Annotated in this window: 15 protein-coding genes and 1 tRNA gene; 14 read left to right on the top strand and 2 right to left on the bottom strand. The window is 52.6% G+C overall.

The genetic code is table 11. From position 1 onward, the window contains the following. From GNP95_RS21355 to GNP95_RS21335, 5 genes are all read left to right on the top strand, one after another. A partial coding sequence (locus tag GNP95_RS21355; protein ID WP_196427272.1) for a dynamin family protein occupies positions 1–1,977 on the top strand: 1,977 nt, incomplete at its 5' end. 109 nt (positions 1,978–2,086) lie between these two features. Beyond that, complete coding sequence (locus GNP95_RS21350) at positions 2,087–3,856, top strand: ABC transporter ATP-binding protein (protein ID WP_155612849.1); 1,770 nt, start codon at positions 2,087–2,089, stop codon at positions 3,854–3,856. Between the two features lie 58 nt (positions 3,857–3,914). Continuing rightward, positions 3,915–5,708, top strand: a complete 1,794-nt coding sequence (locus GNP95_RS21345) for an ABC transporter ATP-binding protein (RefSeq protein WP_330163552.1) — start codon at positions 3,915–3,917, stop codon at positions 5,706–5,708. Between the two features lie 113 nt (positions 5,709–5,821). After that, positions 5,822–7,006, top strand: coding sequence for a formate-dependent phosphoribosylglycinamide formyltransferase (purT, locus tag GNP95_RS21340; RefSeq protein ID WP_155612848.1), 1,185 nt, complete (start codon positions 5,822–5,824; stop codon positions 7,004–7,006). Beyond that, entirely contained in the window at positions 6,999–7,457 is a 459-nt protein-coding gene (locus tag GNP95_RS21335) for a GNAT family N-acetyltransferase (RefSeq protein WP_155612847.1), read from the top strand. Before purT ends, GNP95_RS21335 begins: the two co-directional genes overlap by 8 nt. A gap of 117 nt (positions 7,458–7,574) precedes the next feature. Here the strand turns inward: GNP95_RS21335 and GNP95_RS21330 are convergent, their stop codons facing one another. Further along, positions 7,575–8,162 (bottom strand): hypothetical protein, encoded by a 588-nt coding sequence (locus GNP95_RS21330; RefSeq protein ID WP_155612846.1) that lies wholly within the window; start codon positions 8,160–8,162, stop codon positions 7,575–7,577. 224 nt (positions 8,163–8,386) lie between these two features. On the opposite strand from GNP95_RS21330, the gene GNP95_RS21325 reads away from it, so the two are divergent. The 7 genes from GNP95_RS21325 to GNP95_RS26625 all read left to right on the top strand — a co-directional run bounded on the left by GNP95_RS21325 (position 8,387) and on the right by GNP95_RS26625 (position 17,767). After that, positions 8,387–10,051, top strand: coding sequence for a response regulator (locus tag GNP95_RS21325; RefSeq protein WP_155612845.1), 1,665 nt, complete (start codon positions 8,387–8,389; stop codon positions 10,049–10,051). Next, entirely contained in the window at positions 10,048–11,838 is a 1,791-nt protein-coding gene (locus tag GNP95_RS21320; protein ID WP_155612844.1) for a sensor histidine kinase, read from the top strand. Before GNP95_RS21325 ends, GNP95_RS21320 begins: the two co-directional genes overlap by 4 nt. Further along, a complete protein-coding gene (locus GNP95_RS21315) occupies positions 11,835–12,917 on the top strand; it encodes a substrate-binding domain-containing protein (protein ID WP_230873936.1) in 1,083 nt (360 codons plus the stop codon). The genes GNP95_RS21320 and GNP95_RS21315 overlap by 4 nt, the downstream gene beginning before the upstream one ends. Before the next feature lie 219 nt (positions 12,918–13,136). Continuing rightward, on the top strand, positions 13,137–14,171 hold the full coding sequence (locus GNP95_RS21310; protein WP_155612843.1) for a galactose ABC transporter substrate-binding protein: 1,035 nt from the start codon (positions 13,137–13,139) through the stop codon (positions 14,169–14,171). 167 nt (positions 14,172–14,338) lie between these two features. Next, a complete protein-coding gene (locus GNP95_RS21305) occupies positions 14,339–15,850 on the top strand; it encodes a sugar ABC transporter ATP-binding protein (protein ID WP_155612842.1) in 1,512 nt (503 codons plus the stop codon). Positions 15,851–15,875: 25 nt separating this feature from the next. Further along, positions 15,876–16,883 carry a galactose/methyl galactoside ABC transporter permease MglC gene (mglC, locus tag GNP95_RS21300; RefSeq protein ID WP_155612841.1) on the top strand — a complete coding sequence of 336 codons (1,008 nt, stop codon included), beginning with the start codon at positions 15,876–15,878 and terminating at the stop codon, positions 16,881–16,883. A 338-nt stretch (positions 16,884–17,221) separates the two neighbouring features. After that, positions 17,222–17,767 carry a CAP domain-containing protein gene (locus tag GNP95_RS26625; protein ID WP_155612840.1) on the top strand — a complete coding sequence of 182 codons (546 nt, stop codon included), beginning with the start codon at positions 17,222–17,224 and terminating at the stop codon, positions 17,765–17,767. A 139-nt stretch (positions 17,768–17,906) separates the two neighbouring features. Here GNP95_RS26625 and GNP95_RS21290 read toward each other — a convergent pair. After that, positions 17,907–17,979, bottom strand: a tRNA-Lys gene (locus GNP95_RS21290). A gap of 193 nt (positions 17,980–18,172) precedes the next feature. On the opposite strand from GNP95_RS21290, the gene GNP95_RS21285 reads away from it, so the two are divergent. Both GNP95_RS21285 and GNP95_RS21280 read left to right on the top strand, forming a co-directional pair. Next, complete coding sequence (locus GNP95_RS21285) at positions 18,173–18,997, top strand: GDSL-type esterase/lipase family protein (RefSeq protein WP_155612839.1); 825 nt, start codon at positions 18,173–18,175, stop codon at positions 18,995–18,997. A gap of 133 nt (positions 18,998–19,130) precedes the next feature. Then, positions 19,131–20,075 (top strand): ABC transporter ATP-binding protein, encoded by a 945-nt coding sequence (locus GNP95_RS21280; RefSeq protein ID WP_230873939.1) that lies wholly within the window; start codon positions 19,131–19,133, stop codon positions 20,073–20,075. Position 20,076 lies beyond the last annotated feature (1 nt).

The raw sequence follows: 20,076 nt of genomic DNA, 5'->3' as shown, positions 1-20,076 counted from the left end.
GCCATGGCGCCGCTGGCGGCCGCAGTGCCCGCGAGCGCCAGCGACAGCGCTGGCGCAGCCGCTGCAGCCGCTGCCGCGATAAGCGGGCGGCAGCGGCTGGGCGAAGCGGCCGCGGTGCTGAGCGCCGCCGCTGAGGCGCTGGCCCCTTACCCCGCCTTCGGGTCGGGGGTAAGGGAGCTGCGCGCCCGCGCGGACGGTCTTCGCGGCGGCCGCTTTACGGTCGCGCTGTTTGGGGCGTTCAGCGCTGGCAAATCCTCCTTCGCGAACGCGCTGCTCGGCGCTCAGGTACTGCCGGTATCGCCGCATCCGACGACCGCGGCGATTAACCGCATCCTTGCGCCCGAAGGGGACATGAAGCATGGCCAGGCGGCCATCACCTTCAAGTCTCTGGAAGCCATGCGCGAGGATCTGGCATATTCCTTCGAGGCGCTGCAGCTCGGAGCGTGGAAAGAAGGAAGCTGGAGAGCCGAAGTGAATAAACTGAAGGCTCCGGACGTGCCGCCTTCCGGGAGGGCTCACTTCAGCTTCCTGAAAGCGGCGGCGATCGGCTGGGAGCACAACGCTGCAAAACTCGGCAGCCGTGAGGTCACGGGACTGGAACAATTCGCAGAGTATGTGGCGGAGGAGAGCCGCGCCTGCTTCGTAGCGGGCATTGACCTGTATTACTCCTGTCCGCTCACCGAGCAGGGGATTGTGATCGTGGATACTCCAGGGGCGGATTCCATTCATGCCCGGCATACGGGAGTCACCTTTGAATATATGAAAAATAGCGATGCATTGCTGTACGTTACCTACTACAACCATGCCTTCTCCCGTGCGGATCGCCAGTTTTTAGGCCACCTGGGGCGGGTGAAGGGCAGCTTTGCGCTCGATAAAATGTTCTTCATCGTTAACGCGGCGGATTTGGCGTCAACGCCGGGCGAGCTGGCGAGCGTAGTAGAACACGTGGAGGGAGGACTGCGGGCCGCAGGCATAGAGGCTCCGCAAATTTATCCTGTGTCCAGCATCGCTGCGCTGGACGCGAAGCGCAGCGCGGATGCGGCGAAGCTCGAAAGTTCGGGCTTCGCCCGGTTCGAGGCCCCGTTCCTTCGCTTTATAAGCGAGGACTTGGCGGGTCTCGCCGTAGGGGCGGCCCGCCATGAGCTGCAGCAGTTCATAGCGCGGGCGGAGCAGTGGAGCGAGACGCTGGCCAAAAGCGAGGAGGAACGCGAGCAGCTTAAGGTTCAGTTATCGCTGGACCGCAAGCGTTTCTTAGAAGAGCTTCAATTGCTGGCAAACAGCGATAAAGAGGCCGAAATCGCGCAGGAAACCGGAGAACTGCTGTTCCATGTGCGCAGAAGGCTGCAGTTTCTAGCCGGTGATTTGTACCATGAATATTTCCACCCTTCGCTTCTCCAGGATGACGGAGGGGATATGAAGCGGAAATTCGCGGCTTCAGTCAAGGGCTGGCTGGCTCAGCTAAGCATAGAGCTTGAGCGCGAAGTTCAGGCGACCTCCCTGCGGCTGGAAAAGAAATGCGAGTCGCTGCTGGCGAAGGAAGCCGAGGCTTGGCTCGTAAGGCTGCAGCACGAAATTCCGGCACTGCCGGCGCTGTCGATTTATGCAACCTCTGCCTGGCTGACTCCAAGCGTTTCCGAGGGAAGCCTGGAGCAAGGCATTAAGGCAGTTTCATATTGGAGTTATTTCAAAAATCCAAAAACTTTCTTTGAAGGAGGGGGTAAGCAAAGATTGCGCGACGCTCTGGAGGAGCCGCTCAGCGATAGTATCAAAGAGGCGGTGCAGCGCTTTGGCCGCGATCTGATCGAATTTTACGCGCAGGAGACTTCGGCGAGATTTGCGGCGATCGCAGCGTCGCTCGAAGCGCAGTGGGAAGAATGGGAGAGCAGCGTTTCCGGCATGCCTTCAGCCACGGATTCAGATGAATCGTGGAAGGCCGTACCGCAGCGTCTTCATGCACTTCATCAGGCATTGCTTTGATCTAAATTCCAAAAACAACATAACTGAAAAGTAACGCGGCAGTCGCGAAGAGGGGCAAATTCCAGATGTTGCAAGCCATCGATGACATGCGTTACTGGGAGGGAACGACATGGAAGTACTAAGGCAATTAAGAGGGTATTACCGGGAACGACGATCCTATTTGATAATGTCGATTCTATGCCTGGCGGCAGCAACGGGTTTTGGGCTCATATATCCTATGCTGCTCAGAAAACTGATTGACGACGTAATTCGTCCAGCACAATATGACGGGGTGCTGTGGATTGCCCTGACAGCGCTCGGCGTCGTGATCATCAAAGCATTTTTGCAGTTTTTACATGGATTTTTCGGCGGAAGACTGGGCAACTATCTCGCTTACCGGCTGCGGAATGCCTGTTACGAGAAGCTGCAATTCCTGTCGTTCCGCTATTATGATAGAGCAAAAACCGGTGACCTGATGTCCCGGCTGACGGGGGATTTGGAGGCCATTCGCAACTTCGTTGGCTTCGGGTTTGCACAGCTGCTCAATCTGGTGCTCATGGTCATTTTCGGTGCGGCCATGATGATGTCGATTCATTGGCAGCTGACGCTAGTCACGATGATAACCATTCCTTTTCTGGCTGCGGTGGCTCTAAAATTCGAATCGAAAATCCACCCTGCCTTCCAGGAAATGCGCCTCGCCCTGAGCTCGCTGACGACGGCGGTTCAGGAGAACGTAACCGGGGTGCGGACGGTTAAGTCCTTTGCGCGCGAACCTTACGAGATGGAGAAATTCTCGCATCGGAATGAGCGTTACAAGGATAATCAGATTTTTGCCTCGATGCTGTGGAGCAGATTTTTTCCTGTCATGGAGCTGTTAGCCTCGATCAGCGTAGCTGTCCTGCTGGCCGTAGGGGGAACGCTTGTCATCAAGGAGCAGCTGACGCTCGGAGACTTGGTTGCCTTCTTCAGCTTGATCTGGTTCATCATTGGACCGATGTGGGGGCTTGGCTTCCATATTAACAACTACACCCAGTCCAAGGCTTCAGGAGAGCGGGTGCTGGAAATATTGAACCAGAACGTAGATGTGAAGGATGAAGCTGGCGCAGTAGACTTGGATCTGGAGAACGTGAAGGGCAAAGTGGAATTCGACCATGTTACATTTGCTTACGGCAACAAGATGCCCGCGGTTACCGATATCCATTTTACGGCTGAGCCGGGCTCGGTCATCGGGTTCCTCGGCGGAACCGGCTCGGGGAAATCGACGATCATTCAGCTGCTGATGCGCGCCTACAATGTGAACGAGGGAAGCATCCGCCTGGACGGAAGAGACATTAGGGATATACGCATTAAGAGCCTGCGGAGCGGGATCGCAACCGTCTTTCAGGAGACATTCCTGTTCTCTTCCACGATTCGCAACAATATCGCTTACGGGATGACGCAGGTTTCGATGGAGGAGATCATTCATGCCGCCAAGCTGGCCAAAGCCCATGATTTCATCATGGAGCTGCCGGATGGCTATGATACTGTAGTCGGCGAGCGGGGCATGGGGCTGTCCGGCGGACAGAAGCAGCGGATTGCCATCGCGCGGGCGCTGCTCAAAAATCCGCGCATTCTGATTCTCGACGACGCGACGAGCGCCGTGGATATGGAGACCGAGCATGAAATCCAGTCAGGCTTCCAGGAAGTGATGCAGGGCCGGACTACCTTCATTATCGCCCACCGTATTTCGTCGCTTCGCCATGCGGATGAAATCCTCGTTCTCGATGAAGGTCGGATCGTTCAGCGCGGCAGCCATGAGGAGCTAATCGCAATTCCAGGGCCGTATCAGGACGTGTACCATATCCAATATGCGGACCACTTGTCCAGGGCTAACCAGGGCCATGAAGGGAAGGTGATGTAGCGTGCATACGGAAACCCGCAGCAATCAGGCGTTCAAAGGAAAGAAACAGAAGACGCGGATCGAGGACCGCTTCGTCTATCAGGACGACGAACTGATCGACAAGGCATTTGACTGGAAGCAGTTCAGGCGCTTGTTCGCTTACATGAAGCCTTATGCGAGGCAGATGCTGCCGCTCGTGTTGCTGATGACGGTGCTGGGAACCATCACCAAGCTCACCGTACCGTATTTGACGAGTATTGCGATCGACAAGGCGATCGCCCCGGAAGCCGGGAGCCCGAGTCTAAAACTGCTCTATGTTCTGACCGGAATCATCGTTGCGTTATACATCGTGCAGTGGGTATCCAGCAGACTGCGCATTAAATATACGAATATCATCGGGCAGAGAGTCATTTACGATTTGCGCTCGGATCTGTTCAAGCATATTCAGAAGCTATCGTTCAATTTCTTTGACAAGCGGCCGGCAGGCTCCGTACTCGTTCGGGTTACGAACGATGTGAACTCGCTGCAGGATCTATTTACGAACGGCGTGGTCAACCTGATGATTGACTGCGTGCAGCTGGCGGGGATCGTCGTCATTCTGCTGCTGATCAACTGGCAGCTCGGGCTGGCGGTCATGATCACCGTACCGATCATGTTCTTCGTATCGACAAAGCTGAGGCAGAAAATCCGGATTGCCTGGCAGGAGGTGCGGATGCGAAATTCACGGATCAATTCCCATCTGAACGAATCGATTCAGGGCATTCGTGTTACTCAGGCGTACACGCAGGAGCAAGAGAACATGCGCTACTTCGATATGATGAACATGGACAGCAGGAAGTCGTGGGATAAGGCGTCGGCGATGAACCAGATGTTCGGCCCTATTATTGAAATCACCGGCGGGTTGGGAACTTTCATCTTGTTTATGCTCGGGGCGTACATGATCCAGTCAGGACAGCTGACCATCGGGCTGCTGGTGGCGTTCAGCAACTATGTTGGGAACTTCTGGGATCCGATCAACCGGCTTGGCATGATGTATAATCAGCTGCTCGTCGCCATGGCATCCTCCGAACGCATCTTTGAATTTATCGACGAGGAGCCGAGTATTGCGGATAAGCCGGGAGCGAAGCCGCTTCCGCCGATCGAAGGGAATATTGAGTTCAAGAACGTCATATTTGAATATGAGAAGGGCCGTCAAGCACTGAAAGGAATTTCCTTAAATGTGCGTTCGGGCCAATCGATAGCTCTTGTCGGACATACTGGCTCAGGAAAAAGCACGATTATCAACCTGCTCAGCCGGTTCTACGATACGACAGAAGGTGCGGTGCGCATCGACGGCCACGATATTAGGGACGTTACGGTCCAAAGCCTCAGAAGCCAAATCGGGATCGTGCTTCAGGATACATTTATTTTCTCCGGCAGCATTCGCGATAATATTCGCTTCGGACGCCTCGATGCGACCGATGAGGAAGTCGAAGCGGCGGCAAAAGCGGTGGATGCGCATGATTTCATCATGAAGCTTCCGGGGGGCTATGATACTGAGGTGGAAGAACGCGGAAATGCCTTGTCGATGGGGCAGCGCCAGCTGCTGTCGTTCGCGCGGGCGCTGTTGGCCAACCCCCGTATTCTGATTCTCGATGAAGCGACGGCAAGCATCGATACGGAAACCGAGCTGAAAATCCAGGATGCGCTCAAGGTACTGTTGAAAGGGAGAACCTCCTTTATCGTTGCTCACCGGCTGTCGACGATTCGCAATGCCGATAATATCGTCGTCTTGGATCACGGGGAGATCAAGGAGCAGGGCTCTCATCAGCAATTAATGGAACAAAAGGGAATTTACAGCGGACTTGTCGAAGCCCAGTTTCGTTTTTTGTAGTTTTCTGAAGATTTTAATCACATTTTAATGTCGAACTATTGCTTTATTTCTCATAAAACCCGAAAATAGATGAAGACGAATTAACTCATCATTCAAGGGGGATATCTGTAGTCATGTGGGGTGCTCCTCAATCAGAGCATGCCAAGAGCATCATGCTGCTTGGCAGTGGGGAATTGGGCAAAGAAGTAGTCATCGAAGCTCAGCGGCTCGGCGTCAGATGCATCGCTGTCGACCGTTACGAGCACGCGCCCGCAATGGGAGTCGCGCATGAGTCCCATGTCATGGATATGCTGGACGGCGCAGCGCTGCGATCCTTGATCACCAGCGTCTCGCCGGATCTCATTGTTCCAGAAATTGAAGCCATTGCGACGGATGTTCTTGTCGAGCTGGAGCGCGAAGGCTATAAGGTCATTCCGACCGCTGCAGCGGCAAGGCTGACGATGGACCGGGAAGGCATTCGGCGGCTTGCTGCGGAAGAGCTGGGCCTGCCGACGGCGGATTACCGGTTCGCCAGCAGCCTGGAGGAACTGGAAGCGGCCGCTGCCGAAGTAGGCTATCCCTGTGTTGTTAAGCCGCTAATGAGCTCATCCGGCAAGGGCCAGAGCGTATGCCGGGAGCCTGGAGACGTTCCGCATTGCTGGCAGACTGCGCTGGATGGCGCCCGCGCGAAGCAAACGCGGGTTATTGTTGAAGCTTTTATCCCTTTTACTAGCGAGATTACGTTGTTGACTGTTCGGGCTGCCTCGGGAACGGTGTTCTGCCCTCCAATCGGGCACGTTCAGCAGGATGGGGATTACGTCGAATCGTGGCAGCCTCATGCTATGAGCGCAGCGCAGCTGACCGAAGCGCAGGAGATCGCCCGTAAAGTAACGGATGCCCTGGGCGGCTATGGCGTGTTCGGCGTCGAATTATTCCTGACGGATGATCGGGCAATATTTAGCGAAGTATCTCCGAGGCCGCATGATACCGGGATGGTAACGATGATTACCCAGGATTTATCAGAGTTCGCCCTGCATGTGCGGGCCATTCTGGGCTTTCCGATTCCTTCCGTCGGATTGCTGACGCCCGGAGCTTCCGCGACGCTCAAGAGCGAACTGGAAGGTGATGACTTCACGATCACAGGCATGGAGGAGGCGCTGGGCGTGCCAAGAACGCAAGTCCGCGTATTTGGCAAGCCGCTTAGCAAGCAGGGAAGACGGATGGCCGTTGCTCTCAGTGGAGCAGAAAATGTTGAAACAGCTCGCAGCCGCGCTAAACAAGCGGCTAGCTCATTAAAGGTGGTAAAGGTCAATGAGTAGTATGGTGTTGGCACCGGCTTTAGTCATTCGCAGAAGTTGTTCCGGGGACGTGGATCAGATGCTGCCCTTAATGCGCCAGCTGAAATATCCGACGACGCCAAGCGTGCTTAAGGAGCGCCTTAGCATGCTGGAGGAGCATCCGCTCTTATGCAGCTTCGTCGCCGAATTAGATGGCAAGCTTGTGGGTACAACCTTTTTGAAACAGCATCAGACGCATGACATGAGCAATCCGGTAACGCAGATTACGGCAATGGTTGTGGATGAGCAGCACCGGGGCACCGGAATCGGCCGTCAGCTCGTGGAGGCGGCTGAAGCTTGGGCTAAGGAGCAGGGGAGCCTGCAGCTGGTATTGTCTGCGGGCGGGGAGCGCCATATGCTGGCGAAGACCTTTTATGAGCATGTGGGCTTTATTTGCCGAGGCTACCGTCTAAGCAAATCTTTAGATGCCTAAGCGATAGAGGCGCTAGATATCGGACCTAAGAATATAGCGGAAACAGCAAAGAACCTCGCCTTAGGCGAGGTTCTTTGCTGTTTCATTCAAATCCTGGAGCGAATTGATGCGGAGCTGCTACATGACGAAGGATGGCTGCTGCTGCTGCTGGACATTACTGCTTCGACGATAGCGGCAAAGCTGACGGTACGTATCCAGTCTCCCGCGGAATATGAGCTCGAGATGCGAGCAGGATTCCAAATCAGCGGGAGTCGTGAGAGCAGCTGACTTATTTACCAGATGTACCCCGCCTTGCTGGAAGACGGTGCTGACGAATTGGGAGCAAAAATAGGAGTTCTCTCCACCGAGCTCCATATTGAGGATAATGCCGAGGATGCCGAGGAAATTATAACTGTAAAGCTCATCGTTCTCTTCGAATTGCCGGACGTAGCTGCGCATTCTTTCATATGTAGTTTTATTAACACGGCAGCTGTAGACAGCGCATGTCGCTTTCTCGAAAACGCCGGAGTGAATGTTCTCCTTAACGAATCCGCCGAAAACGGGAATAAGCGGATGCTTGCGGCCGAAGCTGTACACTTCGCGAAGTTCGGAATCAAATGCAATCGAAGCATGGTTGTATTTCGCTCTAGTGTACAAACCGATTAATTTCGTGACGATGGTCCGCGGATTGCTCAGCAGAATATAAATTTGTGTATCATTGTTCATATTTTTTCAACCGCCATTAAAATTTATAGGTTATGTACTACCAATAATTGATATTACCATGGTATGCCAATTGGGGGAATAGCAAAACCGTCTAAAGCCGCAAATAATACTAGACTATGGTCGTGGCCCTATAGTTTACATTTGGTGGGCGATATTATAAAATCGGGTGGAAATCTAGGAATACATACATCGTTTATATTGTTGCAAGTAGAAGGGTGATTTCCATGTATAAGTTAATTTTGGCGGATGATGAAGCGGATGTGCGGGAAGGGCTGGCCGAGCAGATCGATTGGGCAGGCCTGGGCTTCATGGTCATGGATACGGCGGAGAACGGGAAGGAAGCGGCTGAGCTCATCGATAAACACGTCCCTGATGTCGTCGTCACTGACATTCAAATGCCGTTCATGAGCGGCTTGCAGCTGTCCGACTGGATCCGAACCCACTATCCTTCGACTAAAATCATCATCCTGACCGGTTTCGAGGAGTTTGAGTATGCTCAGCAGGCGATCCGCCTGCAAATCGACGAATACCTCCTAAAGCCGTTTTCCTCCGGAGAATTGGCCGAGGTGCTGCGAAAAGTAAAGCGCAATATCGATGAGGAGCTGGCCGAGCGGGAGAATGTCCAATCCTTGACCGCGCATTACCGCCAGAGCTTGCCGGTGCTGCAAAGTTTATTTCTCTCCTCGCTTGTATCCCGCCGCCTGCCGGATGCGGAAATCCGGGAGAAGAGCCGCAATTACGAGCTGGATCTGGACGGGGGCGGCTACATGGTATCGGTGATTAGCGTCGATACACTCGTATTGCCGGAGGAAGAGGAAGGAGGCAGTGGAGGTTCATCGGCCGCTAGGGCCCTTTCCTTACGGGACATGAAGGACAATCAGCTGCAGCTGTTCGCTGTGCTGAATATCGCCAATGAAATTATGGAGCGGGAACGGTACGGGCGGGCCTTCATTCATCATGATGTCGTTGTACTGTTAACTATATGTCCGGATAACGATAAGGAGCATATTTCCGCACGCACGCTTGAAATACTCGAAGAAATCCGCTTCAGCGTCACTCGCTATCTCAAGCTGAGCGTCACGGCGGGTGGCGGCTCTGTTGTACGGAATTTGAGTGATCTGACGATATCCTACGAGGATGCCCAGCAGGCGCTGGATTACCGGCTTATCCTCGGGCATAACAAGGTGATCTGGATTCATGACGTCGAGTCGCGCCAGAGCATTCCGTTTATATACGACGACACCCGCGAGAAGGAGCTGACCCGCTGCCTGAAGGTCGGAAGCGATTTGGAATTGCAGGATTTGCTGGATGAGCTGTTTTCGGTCATGGTGGACAGCAAGGTGTCTTATGAGGATTTTCAGGTTCATCTGCTGGAAATGCTGACGACAGTCATTCGGGTCGCTAAAGAGTCCGGGGTCAATTTGGATCAGTTGTTCGGGAATGAAGGGGCATTGCTGGGGCATTTCGCAAAAATCAACCATGCGAGCGAAGCGAAGACATGGTTTAACGGCATTTGCGCCAAACTGAGGAGCTCGATCGCCTCGGATCGGCAGTCCAGCTACAGCCAGCTGGTGGCCGAGGCGAAGGCATACATAGAGGGCAATTTCCATGATAGCGATATGTCTATTAATAAAGTGTGCCGTCATTTGCATATCAGCACAGGTTATTTCAGTAATATTTTTAAGCGGGAAATGAAAATGACCTTCGTGAATTATTTGCTGGGCATCCGTATGGAGGCTGCGCAATATTTACTGCGAAGCACGGAATTGAAAGCGTTTGAAATCGCTGAAAGGGTAGGCTTCACCGATCCGAATTATTTCAGCTTCTGCTTCCGCAAGAAATTCGGGATTTCGCCGAAGGAATATCGTAACGGGACGGGACGGACATGAACTGGCTGAGGCATGCAAGCTCGTTCCTTAAGCAGTTCCATCTGCGAAACATTCAGACGATTATCACCTTATCTACGATTTCGATTACGGTATTTGTTGTTATCCTGGTCAGTTACATGCTGTTTGACCGCTTCTCCAAAGCTTCCGAACAGAACACGTATTTGAACCTCAATCAAATTATCGAGCAGGTCAATGCGAATTTGGAGCTCTACGTAAACGGGATGGAGGATATATTTGAGGTTGCGGAGGAGAAAATCAACGAAGGCAGCACATGGAGCGACGCAAAGCTGGAGGAGCAGCTGGGAACGATTCTGGGCACACGCGAGGATCTCGTTTCGATTGCGCTGTTCTCGACGGAGGGGGAGCTCATCCGCAATGTGCCAGCCATTCCGATGCGGCAAAACACGCAGCTGACGGAGCAGTCCTGGTTTGAGATGGCTAAGAAAAATCCAGGAAAGCTGCAGTTTACGCCGCCCCATATTCAAAATTTGTTCAAGTGGCAGTACCGGTGGGTCGTCTCGATGAGCAAAGTGATTCAGTATTACAACGGGGACGAGCTCCATGAAGGCGTACTTGTGATTGATGTTAATTTCCGAACGATAGACGAGCTCAGCAAAAGCGTGATGTTGGGCAAACAGGGCTATGTCTACATTATCGATGCGGCGGGGAATATAGTGTATCATCCCCAGCAGCAGCTGATTTACGCCGGGCTGAAATATGAGAATCTGGAGCCGGTCCTCAATTACAGCTTCGGAAGCTATTTGGACGATTCGGAAGGGGAGCAGCGCATTATTCTGATTCAGACGGTAGAGCCGATCGGATGGAAAATCGTCGGGGTCGCTTATGTAGAGGAGTTTTTGACTACGAAGCAGGAGCTGCGTGATTTTATCGTATGGTTCCTGCTCTGCGTGATTGTAATTGTACTGATGTTATCGATTTACGTCTCCGCCAAAATTTCGCAGCCGATCCGCAGGTTGGAGCGGTCCGTCAAAAAGGTTGAGAAAGGTAATTTCCGTACGGCTGTTCATGTAGGCGGGGTATACGAGGTGGAACAGTTATCTAAGCGGTTCAACTTGATGCTGAGGCGTATTCGCGAACTGATGGATCAAATTATTGAGGAGCAGGAAGCCAAGCGAAAAAGCGAGCTCGACGTACTGCAATCGCAGATTAATCCGCATTTTCTATACAACACATTGAACTCGGTTACCCGTCTGGCCGAGATGGGACGCAACGAGGAGGTTGTGACGACAATAACGTCGTTGTCGCGCTTTTTCCGGATTAGTTTGAGCAAGGGGAGCCATATCATTTCCGTTGAGGAAGAGCTGGAGCATGTCAGGAATTATTTAATTATTCAGACGATCCGCTTCAAGAATAAATTCCGGTATGAAATCAAATGCGAGGAAGCGGCGCTCGATTGCCTGACGCTGAAGCTGATCTTACAGCCGCTTGTGGAAAACGCGATTCATCACGGTATCGAGCAGCTGGCAGAAGAAGGATTCATTGGGATCTATGTCACTTATGAGAACGAGCAATTACGGCTGCAAATCAAGGATAACGGCGTAGGAATGAGTCCAGACAGGCTGGCAAAAGTACGGGCAGGGGATGCGCGAAGCGAGAGCGGCCCCGGGTCCGGCGTAGGGGTACGGAATGTGCAGGAGCGGATCGCCTTGTATTACGGGGCCGCTTACGGGCTGCATTTCGAGAGTGAGCTGGAGGAAGGAACGGCCGTCACAATTACGATACCCGTCGTCAAGGTGGAAAGCGTACAGAGGAGGGAGAGGACATGAGAAGGATGCCGACACAACAAGCGTTCAGAGTTGATGACTGCAAGGTGCGTGATTTGGATCAGGCCGTTCACCGAGGCCGTTCAGGCATACCGCCCAGCAAACTCCGCCGCATGCGGCAGGCATTTCGGACTGTACCGCTGCTGTTTGCGATGGCTCTGCTGGTATCCTGCACCTCTTCCGTAACTCCGCAGCATGAACGCAACGTGATGGTCATCGACATGATTGTCAAGCTGGATCGCGGAGATTATTGGCGAACGATCCGTATGGGAGCCGAAGTGGCCGCGAAGGAGTATAATGTTCAGCTCAATTATATGGCGCCTAGCAACGAGAACGACTACAGGGATCAAATCGCACTGATGGAGGAATCTATCGCCCGCCGTCCAGACGCCATTATATTGTCGGCCAGTGATTATGAAGCACTCGGCCAAGTGACCGACCGTTCCTCCTATTATGATATTCCCGTGATTTCTATGGACTCGGAAGTAGCTTCCACGAAAGTCAAAACGTATGTGGGCACCAATAACTACGAAGCGGGACAGAAAGCTGCCGAGCGCCTGGTGCAGCTGATCGGAAAGAACAGCCAGGTGGGTATCGTAAATTTTGTGAAAGGGGCGCGGAACGCCGACCAGCGGGAGGAAGGGTTCCTGGATTACGTAGCTCGCTTTCCGGGGATCGAGGTCGTTGATATTCAATATTGCGGCTCCGATGAAGAGCTTGCGTACAGGCTGACGAAGGAGATGCTGGCCAAATACCCCGGAATAGACGGGCTGGTCTCCTTAAGTGCCGAATCTTCGATCGGGGCCGGAAGAGCGGTCAGCGACCTCGGCTACGGCGGAGTCGTCAAGATGATCACCTTCGACAATCCGCCAGAGATGCTGGAGCTGATGCAGGAGGAAAAGGTGCAGGCGATGGTCGTCCAGAATCCGTTCAACAACGGTTACCTGGCCGTGGCTGCCGCCGTTCAAGCCGCCCGGGGCGAGAAGCTGGAGGATCGGATACCGACCGATACGAAGCTGATCGATTTGGACAATATGCTCTGGCCGGAGCATCAGAAGCTGCTGTTCCCGTTTGTGCAGTGATTAATCACATATAGCGTGTGTGCCCATAGCTTCGTTTCCGCTTCAGGGACGGGGCTTTTTTTGTTAGCGATTTGTTGTGAAATATGAATGAGTTGAGCATTTGATCAGAATTTTCATAGAACATCTCAGAATTTTAGATTCGCTTTCTTGGAAGAGCCCGGCATAATGTAATCGTATCCACAAAGATAAAGAAAACGAAATTGATTTCAGGAGGTCAAAATGATGAAGAAAATTGCTTCTGCTATGCTGGCTGCCGCTCTTCTTGGTACAGCGCTGGCTGGCTGCTCCAACGGCGGTAATCAGGAAGGTTCGGGCGCAGGCTCGACGCCGAGCGTCGGCGTGGCCATCTACAAATTCGACGATACCTTCATGACCGGAGTGCGCAACTCGATCCGGCAGAACGGGGAAGGGATCGCCAAGCTGGAGATCGTGGACAGCCAGAATTCTCAGCCAACTCAAAACGACAAAGTTGACTTATTCCTCACGAAGAAGACAAATGCACTGGTCATCAATCCGGTGGACCGTACTGCTGCCGGTGTCATTATTGACAAAGCAAAGGCCAAAGACACGCCTGTCGTGTTCCTGAACCGCGAGCCGCTGCCTGAAGACATGAAGAAATGGGACAAGGTCTATTACGTTGGGGCAAGAGCGGAAGAGTCCGGCACATTATCCGGCCAGATTATCGCCGATTATTGGAAAGCCCATCCCGAAGCTGACAAGAACGGAGACGGCGTGCTGCAATACGTCATGCTGAAGGGCGAGCCAGGACACCAGGATGCCGAGCTGCGCACTCAGTATTCTGTTCAGGCCATCGAGGACGCTGGCATCAAAGTTGAAAAAGTGAATGAGGATACGGCGATGTGGGACCGGGTAAAAGGCCAGGAGAAAATGGCGGCGTTCCTTGCGGCCAACGGCGATAAAATCGAAGCTGTACTGGCTAACAACGATGATATGGCCCTGGGGGCCATCGAAGCGCTTAAAGCGGCCGGCTACTTTACGGGAGACAAATACATTCCGGTTGTAGGCGTAGATGCTACGGCACCGGCACTGCAGGCACTTGAGCAAGGAACGATGCTTGGCACGGTGCTGAATGATGCGCAGAACCAGGGTAAAGCTGCGGTTACGCTTGCTGCCATGCTGGCCAAGGGCGATGAAATTACTACCGAAAGCGTAGGTTTTGAAATTTCCGATAATCAATACATCTGGATCCCTTACCAGAAGGTAACGAAGGAAAACGCAGCCGAGTTTAAGTAAGTCACAGAAGCAGCAGGTCTTTTCAGCAATAGAGAGGAAGGGAGGTTCGATGCCTTTCGGTAGCGAGCCTTCCTTTTTTCAAGAGTCAGATCAGATAGGAACGAATTATTGGGGGATAAGCTTGCTGTGCCTCTATATGGCGACAATTCAATCAGGAGGCGTATACGATGTCTGAACAACCATATATGCTCGAAATGAAAAATATTATGAAGGAGTTTCCGGGCGTCAAAGCGCTTGACGGAGTGACTCTTCAGGTGAGGCCGGGCACTGTTCATGCCCTGATGGGCGAAAATGGAGCGGGCAAATCGACGCTGATGAAGTGCCTGTTCGGCATTTACCGTCCGGACGGCGGCGAGATATACATTCAAGGCATGAAGGCGGAAATCAACAATTCCCGGGATGCGCTGGCGCTAGGCGTCTCCATGATTCATCAGGAGCTGCATCCTGTGCCATACCGTAATGTGATGGAAAATATATGGCTAGGCCGATTCCCGATGCGCGGAATAGGACCGTTCAAAATGGTCGACCACCGCAAAATGTACCGGGATACGCAGGAGCTGTTTAAAGAGCTCGATATTCCCATAGAACCCGACATTTTGGTCGGGAAATTATCGGTCTCGAAAATACAATCGATTGAAATTGCGAAGGCGGTTTCTTTCAACTCGAAAATCATCGTTATGGACGAACCGACCTCCTCGCTGACTAGCGTGGAAGTGGAGCATTTGTTCCGGATCATTAACGATTTGAAAAAACGCGGCGTAGCAATCATATATATTTCGCACAAGATGGAAGAAATTTTGCGTATATCGGACGATGTCACCATTATGCGCGACGGGCAAAAAATCGGAACATGGCCGGCAGCAGAGATGACGACGGACCTGATCATTTCCAAGATGGTTGGACGGGATCTGACTCAGCGCTTTCCTGACCGCCATAATCACCCGGACGGAGTCATTCTGAAAGTAGATAACCTGACCTCCCCGGATCCGAAGTCGTTCAAACATATTTCTTTTGAGCTGCGAAGAGGAGAGATCCTCGGCATAGGCGGCCTCGTGGGCGCGCAGCGCACCGAACTCGTCGAGGCATTATTTGGCCTGCGCAAAATCGCCTCCGGCACGATCGAAATCAACGGCAAAGCCGTGAACATCCGTAATTCCAGCGATGCCAAGAAGCTAGGACTCGCCTTGCTGACGGAGGAACGGCGCACCACAGGCATCTTCTCGGTATTATCGGTGCATGAGAACGGAGCCATTGCCAATATGAGGCGGTACGTGAAGCCGTACGGGCTGCTTGATGAGAAGAAGAAAAAGCGCGAGGTCAACTCGATGGTGGAGAAGCTGCGCACGAAGACACCGACGCATAAGACGCTGATCATGAACTTGTCGGGCGGCAATCAGCAGAAGGTGCTGCTGGCCAGATGGCTGCTTACGGAGCCGGAAATCCTGCTGCTCGATGAACCTACGCGGGGAATCGACGTAGGCGCCAAATTCGAGATTTATTCGATCATCGCCGAGCTGGCGGAGCAAGGAAAGAGCATCATCATGATCTCCTCTGAAATGCCCGAGCTGCTTGGCATGTCTGACCGGATTATGGTCATGTCCGAAGGACGGATTACCGGCATCGTGGACGGAGACAAAGCAACGGAGAAAGAGATTATGACTTTGGCCGCCCAGCATTAAGGCTTGAGAAGAAGGAGAGACGATCATGAATGTGAAAAAAATGCAAGGGTTCGTATCCGAATATGCGATTTATATCGTACTGGCCGTATTGATTATCGGCATTACTGTATATGATCCCAATTTTATTGGAATCAGCTCGCTCCGCGATATTCTAGTGCAGTCATCCACGCGGGTTATTATCGCCCTTGGAGTGGCGTTTATTCTGATTACCGGCGGCACGGACTTGTCCGCTGGGCGGATGGTCGGTTTGACGGCGGTCATCTCGGCGTCCATGCTGCAGATGCAGGATTATCCGCGGCGTTTCTTTCCGAATTTGTCGGAACTGCCGCTGTTCGTTCCGATTCTGCTGGCAATTGCTGTCGGACTAGTGTTCGGGATGATCAACGGAATCATCGTATCGAAATTCAAGGTGCCGCCGTTTATCGCCACGCTAGGTTCGATGGTTGCCATTTACGGCATCAACTCTTTGTATTTCGATATGGATCCGAATAATTCCCAGCCGATCGGGGGGCTGCGCGACGACTTTACGAAAATGGGCTCCGGAAGCATCGGTATTGGGCCAATCTCCATTCCTAATATTGTTATCATCGCCATTTTTGTATGCTTCATCGTCTGGGTCATGTTCAACAAAACGAGACTCGGCAAAAATATGTATGCGATCGGCGGCAATGAACAGGCCGCGAAGGTATCGGGCATTAATGTGTCCAGAAACCTGATCATTATTTATTCGATTGCAGGGGCATTGTACGGCCTGGCTGGGGTGCTTGAAGCTGCCCGCACGGGCGGCGCAACGAACAACTACGGCAACATGTACGAACTTGACGCCATCGCCGCTTGCGTCGTTGGCGGCGTGTCGACGACCGGCGGGATTGGCAAGGTTCAAGGCGTTATGGCCGGGGTACTTATATTTACGGTTATCAACTATGGTTTGACGTTTATCGGTGTCGGTCCTTATTGGCAGCAAATCATTAAAGGCGCGATCATCGTTGCAGCGGTTGCTTTCGATATGCGGAAATATGCCGCGAAGAAGTAATAAGTACGGCTTAGCCTGTGATTGCTGGGATTGACTGGTGGCCAGCGGGGGCTGGAGCAGGACAGGAGCAGGACAGGAGCAGGACAGGAGCAGGACAGGAACAGGACAGGAACAGGACAGGAATAGGAACTCTATCGGACAATGGTTCCGTTAGGACATGGAAATAAGCTATCTCTTTGCGCCGTTTGCCGATAATAAAGGCTTCTGTGTCCGTAAGCCTGACCCGAGAAACTTGGAAGAGCTTTCCCATAAATTGCTCATGCGGCGCTTCAAAAGTCATGTTAGAATATGACAAGATACTCCAAAGAATGTAAGGAGTCTGAAGGAGGATATACAGCATGAACAAATCGAAGGCAAAAGCAATCCTGTCAGGGGCTATGCTGCTCGGCTTGACGGCATCGCTGGCTTCGGTTCCGGGACTGCCGGGGTCTGGCAGTGGCGCGGTCTATGCGGCCACGTCCTCGACGTCCAAGTCATCCGCCCAGCAGACGGCGGCCTTATATGCGAAAATTCAGGCCGAAAATGCGGCCAAGGTAGTTGCATTAGTGAATGTGGAACGGAAGAATGCGGGACTGAAGCCGCTAGTTGTGCATACGAACTTAACCAAAATGGCTAAGGATAAAGCGATCGATATGTACAAAAACAAATATTTCAGCCACACCTCGCCGAAATACGGTTCGCCGTTTGATATGATGGATGCCTACAAAATCACCTATCTGTACGCAGGCGAGAACATTGCCAAGGGACAAAAAACGCCGGCCGAGGTCGTAGCCGCCTGGATGGACAGCCCTGGGCACAAGGCGAATATTCTGAACCCGAAGTATACTTTAATTGGCGTTGGCTATTATAACGGTCACTGGGTTCAGGAATTCATCGGCAAATAGTCATAAGCAATAAGGATTTACCTGGCAGCTCGGCTTGCCGGGTAAATTTTTTTTAGCCAGGATTTATTACAAATGAGATGACAAAAGAGCTGTTCCCGCATATGCAATATGCGAAAACAGCTCTTATTCAGCCTAAATATGGGTTATGCAGGGGTCGAACCTGCGACCTGCCGATTAAGAGTCGGCTGCTCTACCAGCTAAGCTAATAACCCTCGTTGTTGCCTGTACAAAGTATTATACTCCTGTCTTTTTTGAAAATCCAGTTTTTTAGTTTAGTTTTTTACTGGTTATTTTGGAAACTGAATTTGCTTATTGAAGGAAGAAGTTTTATGTTAGTTATTAGCTGGAAAAGTTATTAATGATCGAAGGAAAAGGAAATAATGGCACAGGAGGACAAGAAACACAATGAAATCCACATCACGGATTTGGCGGACGACCGGAGTCATATCGCTGTTGTCCACCGTATTGCTCATTGCCGGATTTCTATATGCAGTCAGTGACGTGATTATGCCCGGAACCGCAGGAAACGGGATCGGGCTCAATCAGGGCATAACCGAACAGCCAGGTGAAGAGCCGGGCGTTCCGCCCGAACCATCGAATGTTCTGAACGTCACGGCCATTGGGGATTCGCTCTCCAAAGGAACGGGAGACGATAGCGGCAAAGGGTTCGCAAGACGCTTCGTCGAACTGGTGAAGAACGGGGGAAGGGATTCAAAGCTGGTCAACAATCTCGGCATTAACGGTCTGACGACAGAAGGGCTGGCTGAATTGCTGAAAGAGAAAGGAGTACAATATTCGCTTAGCCAAGCCGATATCATCGTCATGTCGGTCGGAGGGAACGATCTGTTTAAAGGGGCGGAAAGTCTGCAGTCAGGAGGAAGGCTGCCTACGGAAGCGGAGCTTGAGCAATCGGTGACGCAGGCATCGGAGCGACTCGGGATCATTGCAGACAGTATTCTGGAGATTAATTCTCAGGCGCAGCTTGTTTATGTCAGCTTGTACAATCCGTTCTCCGATCTGCCGGGAATGCGGGAAATTGGCGACGAGGCCGTTTCGCGGTGGAATCATATTGCGGCGGACACATTGCGCAAGCGCGAACGTACTCTGATCGTGCCGACGTTTGACCTGTTTACATATAATTCGCAAAAATATTTGGCGAGCGATCATTTTCATCCGAACGGCGCCGGATATCAGATCATTGCGGAACGGATCCTGCAAGGGGTTAAATGATGACCGGAATCGGTGCTGCCTGCAGGTGCAGATACAGTATTAAGGGGTGGAATTTATGAACGCAGGAACGAAGCGGCGTCCTGCACCGGATGGCGGATCAGGGGCGGATGTGCATGGCGGTAAGCAGAGGCAGATGGTGCTCAGCGTTGAGCATTTAAGGAAGCGGATCGGCCGAAAGTGGATCGTGCAGGATGTGACGTTTGAGGTGCAGGAGGGCGAGGTATTCGGCTTTCTGGGTCCGAATGGCGCGGGAAAGACGACGACGATCCGGATGCTTGTTGATTTGATCCGCCCGACGGAGGGCAAGGTGAGGATTTGCGGATTCGACGTCAGAAAGCAGCCGGAGCAGGCGCTTGCCTACGTCGGTTCAATCGTGGAAAATCCTGAAGTATATCCTTATTTGACGGGCTGGGAGAACTTGCAGCATTTCGCAAGAATGATGCCCGGCATAGGCGAGCAGCGAATCGCCGAAGTCGTAGAGGTTGTCGGCCTAGACCAGCGTATCCACGATAAGGTCAAGACCTACTCTCTGGGCATGCGCCAGCGGCTTGGCATCGCTCAGGCACTGCTTGGGCGCCCCAAGTTGTTAATTCTTGATGAGCCGACGAACGGACTCGATCCCAAAGGAATCAAGGAGCTGCGGATATTCATTCGCCGGCTGGCCGAGGAAGGCTTAGCCGTATTCGTGTCCAGCCATTTGCTCAGCGAAATTCAATTATTGTGCGACCGCGTAGCGATCATCAGCCGAGGGCGCGTGCTGGCGGTGGGTGCCGTGGAGGAGATGATCTCGAAAAATTCGAATTATGTGATTTGGGAGCTGTCCCCCCGCGAGCGCGGCTTGGAGCTGTTGTCTGCCGCCGGGATCACGATCATTCCCGATCCCGACCAAGTGCTGGACGATACAATTCTAGCCGGGATGAGCGAGCAGGCTATCGTAACGCAAATGCTGCCAGAAGAGGTCCCAGCGCTAATGCCCCGGCTGGTTGCGGAAGAAATTCAGGTACATGCCGTACAGAAGATCAATCCTACGCTGGAGCAGCTGTTCCTTGAATTGACGGAAGGTGAGAGCATTGAATAGT

The organism is Paenibacillus woosongensis (genome assembly GCF_009725165.1).
Classification (GTDB): domain Bacteria; phylum Bacillota; class Bacilli; order Paenibacillales; family Paenibacillaceae; genus Fontibacillus; species Fontibacillus woosongensis.
This window is presented reverse-complemented; position numbering and strand designations above follow the sequence as displayed.

Bases quoted from the DNA above. Each gene is read 5' to 3' on its own strand.
- GNP95_RS21285 (WP_155612839.1), top strand. From the start codon at position 18,173: ATGAAATCCACATCACGGATTTGGCGGACGACCGGAGTCATATCGCTG.
- GNP95_RS21330 (WP_155612846.1), bottom strand. From the start codon at position 8,162: ATGAACAATGATACACAAATTTATATTCTGCTGAGCAATCCGCGGACC.
- GNP95_RS21305 (WP_155612842.1), top strand. From the start codon at position 14,339: ATGTCTGAACAACCATATATGCTCGAAATGAAAAATATTATGAAGGAG.
- GNP95_RS21350 (WP_155612849.1), top strand. From the start codon at position 2,087: ATGGAAGTACTAAGGCAATTAAGAGGGTATTACCGGGAACGACGATCC.
- GNP95_RS21315 (WP_230873936.1), top strand. From the start codon at position 11,835: ATGAGAAGGATGCCGACACAACAAGCGTTCAGAGTTGATGACTGCAAG.
- GNP95_RS21320 (WP_155612844.1), top strand. From the start codon at position 10,048: ATGAACTGGCTGAGGCATGCAAGCTCGTTCCTTAAGCAGTTCCATCTG.
- GNP95_RS21310 (WP_155612843.1), top strand. From the start codon at position 13,137: ATGATGAAGAAAATTGCTTCTGCTATGCTGGCTGCCGCTCTTCTTGGT.
- GNP95_RS21325 (WP_155612845.1), top strand. From the start codon at position 8,387: ATGTATAAGTTAATTTTGGCGGATGATGAAGCGGATGTGCGGGAAGGG.
- GNP95_RS21335 (WP_155612847.1), top strand. From the start codon at position 6,999: ATGAGTAGTATGGTGTTGGCACCGGCTTTAGTCATTCGCAGAAGTTGT.
- mglC (WP_155612841.1), top strand. From the start codon at position 15,876: ATGAATGTGAAAAAAATGCAAGGGTTCGTATCCGAATATGCGATTTAT.
- purT (WP_155612848.1), top strand. From the start codon at position 5,822: ATGTGGGGTGCTCCTCAATCAGAGCATGCCAAGAGCATCATGCTGCTT.
- GNP95_RS26625 (WP_155612840.1), top strand. From the start codon at position 17,222: ATGAACAAATCGAAGGCAAAAGCAATCCTGTCAGGGGCTATGCTGCTC.
- GNP95_RS21280 (WP_230873939.1), top strand. From the start codon at position 19,131: ATGGTGCTCAGCGTTGAGCATTTAAGGAAGCGGATCGGCCGAAAGTGG.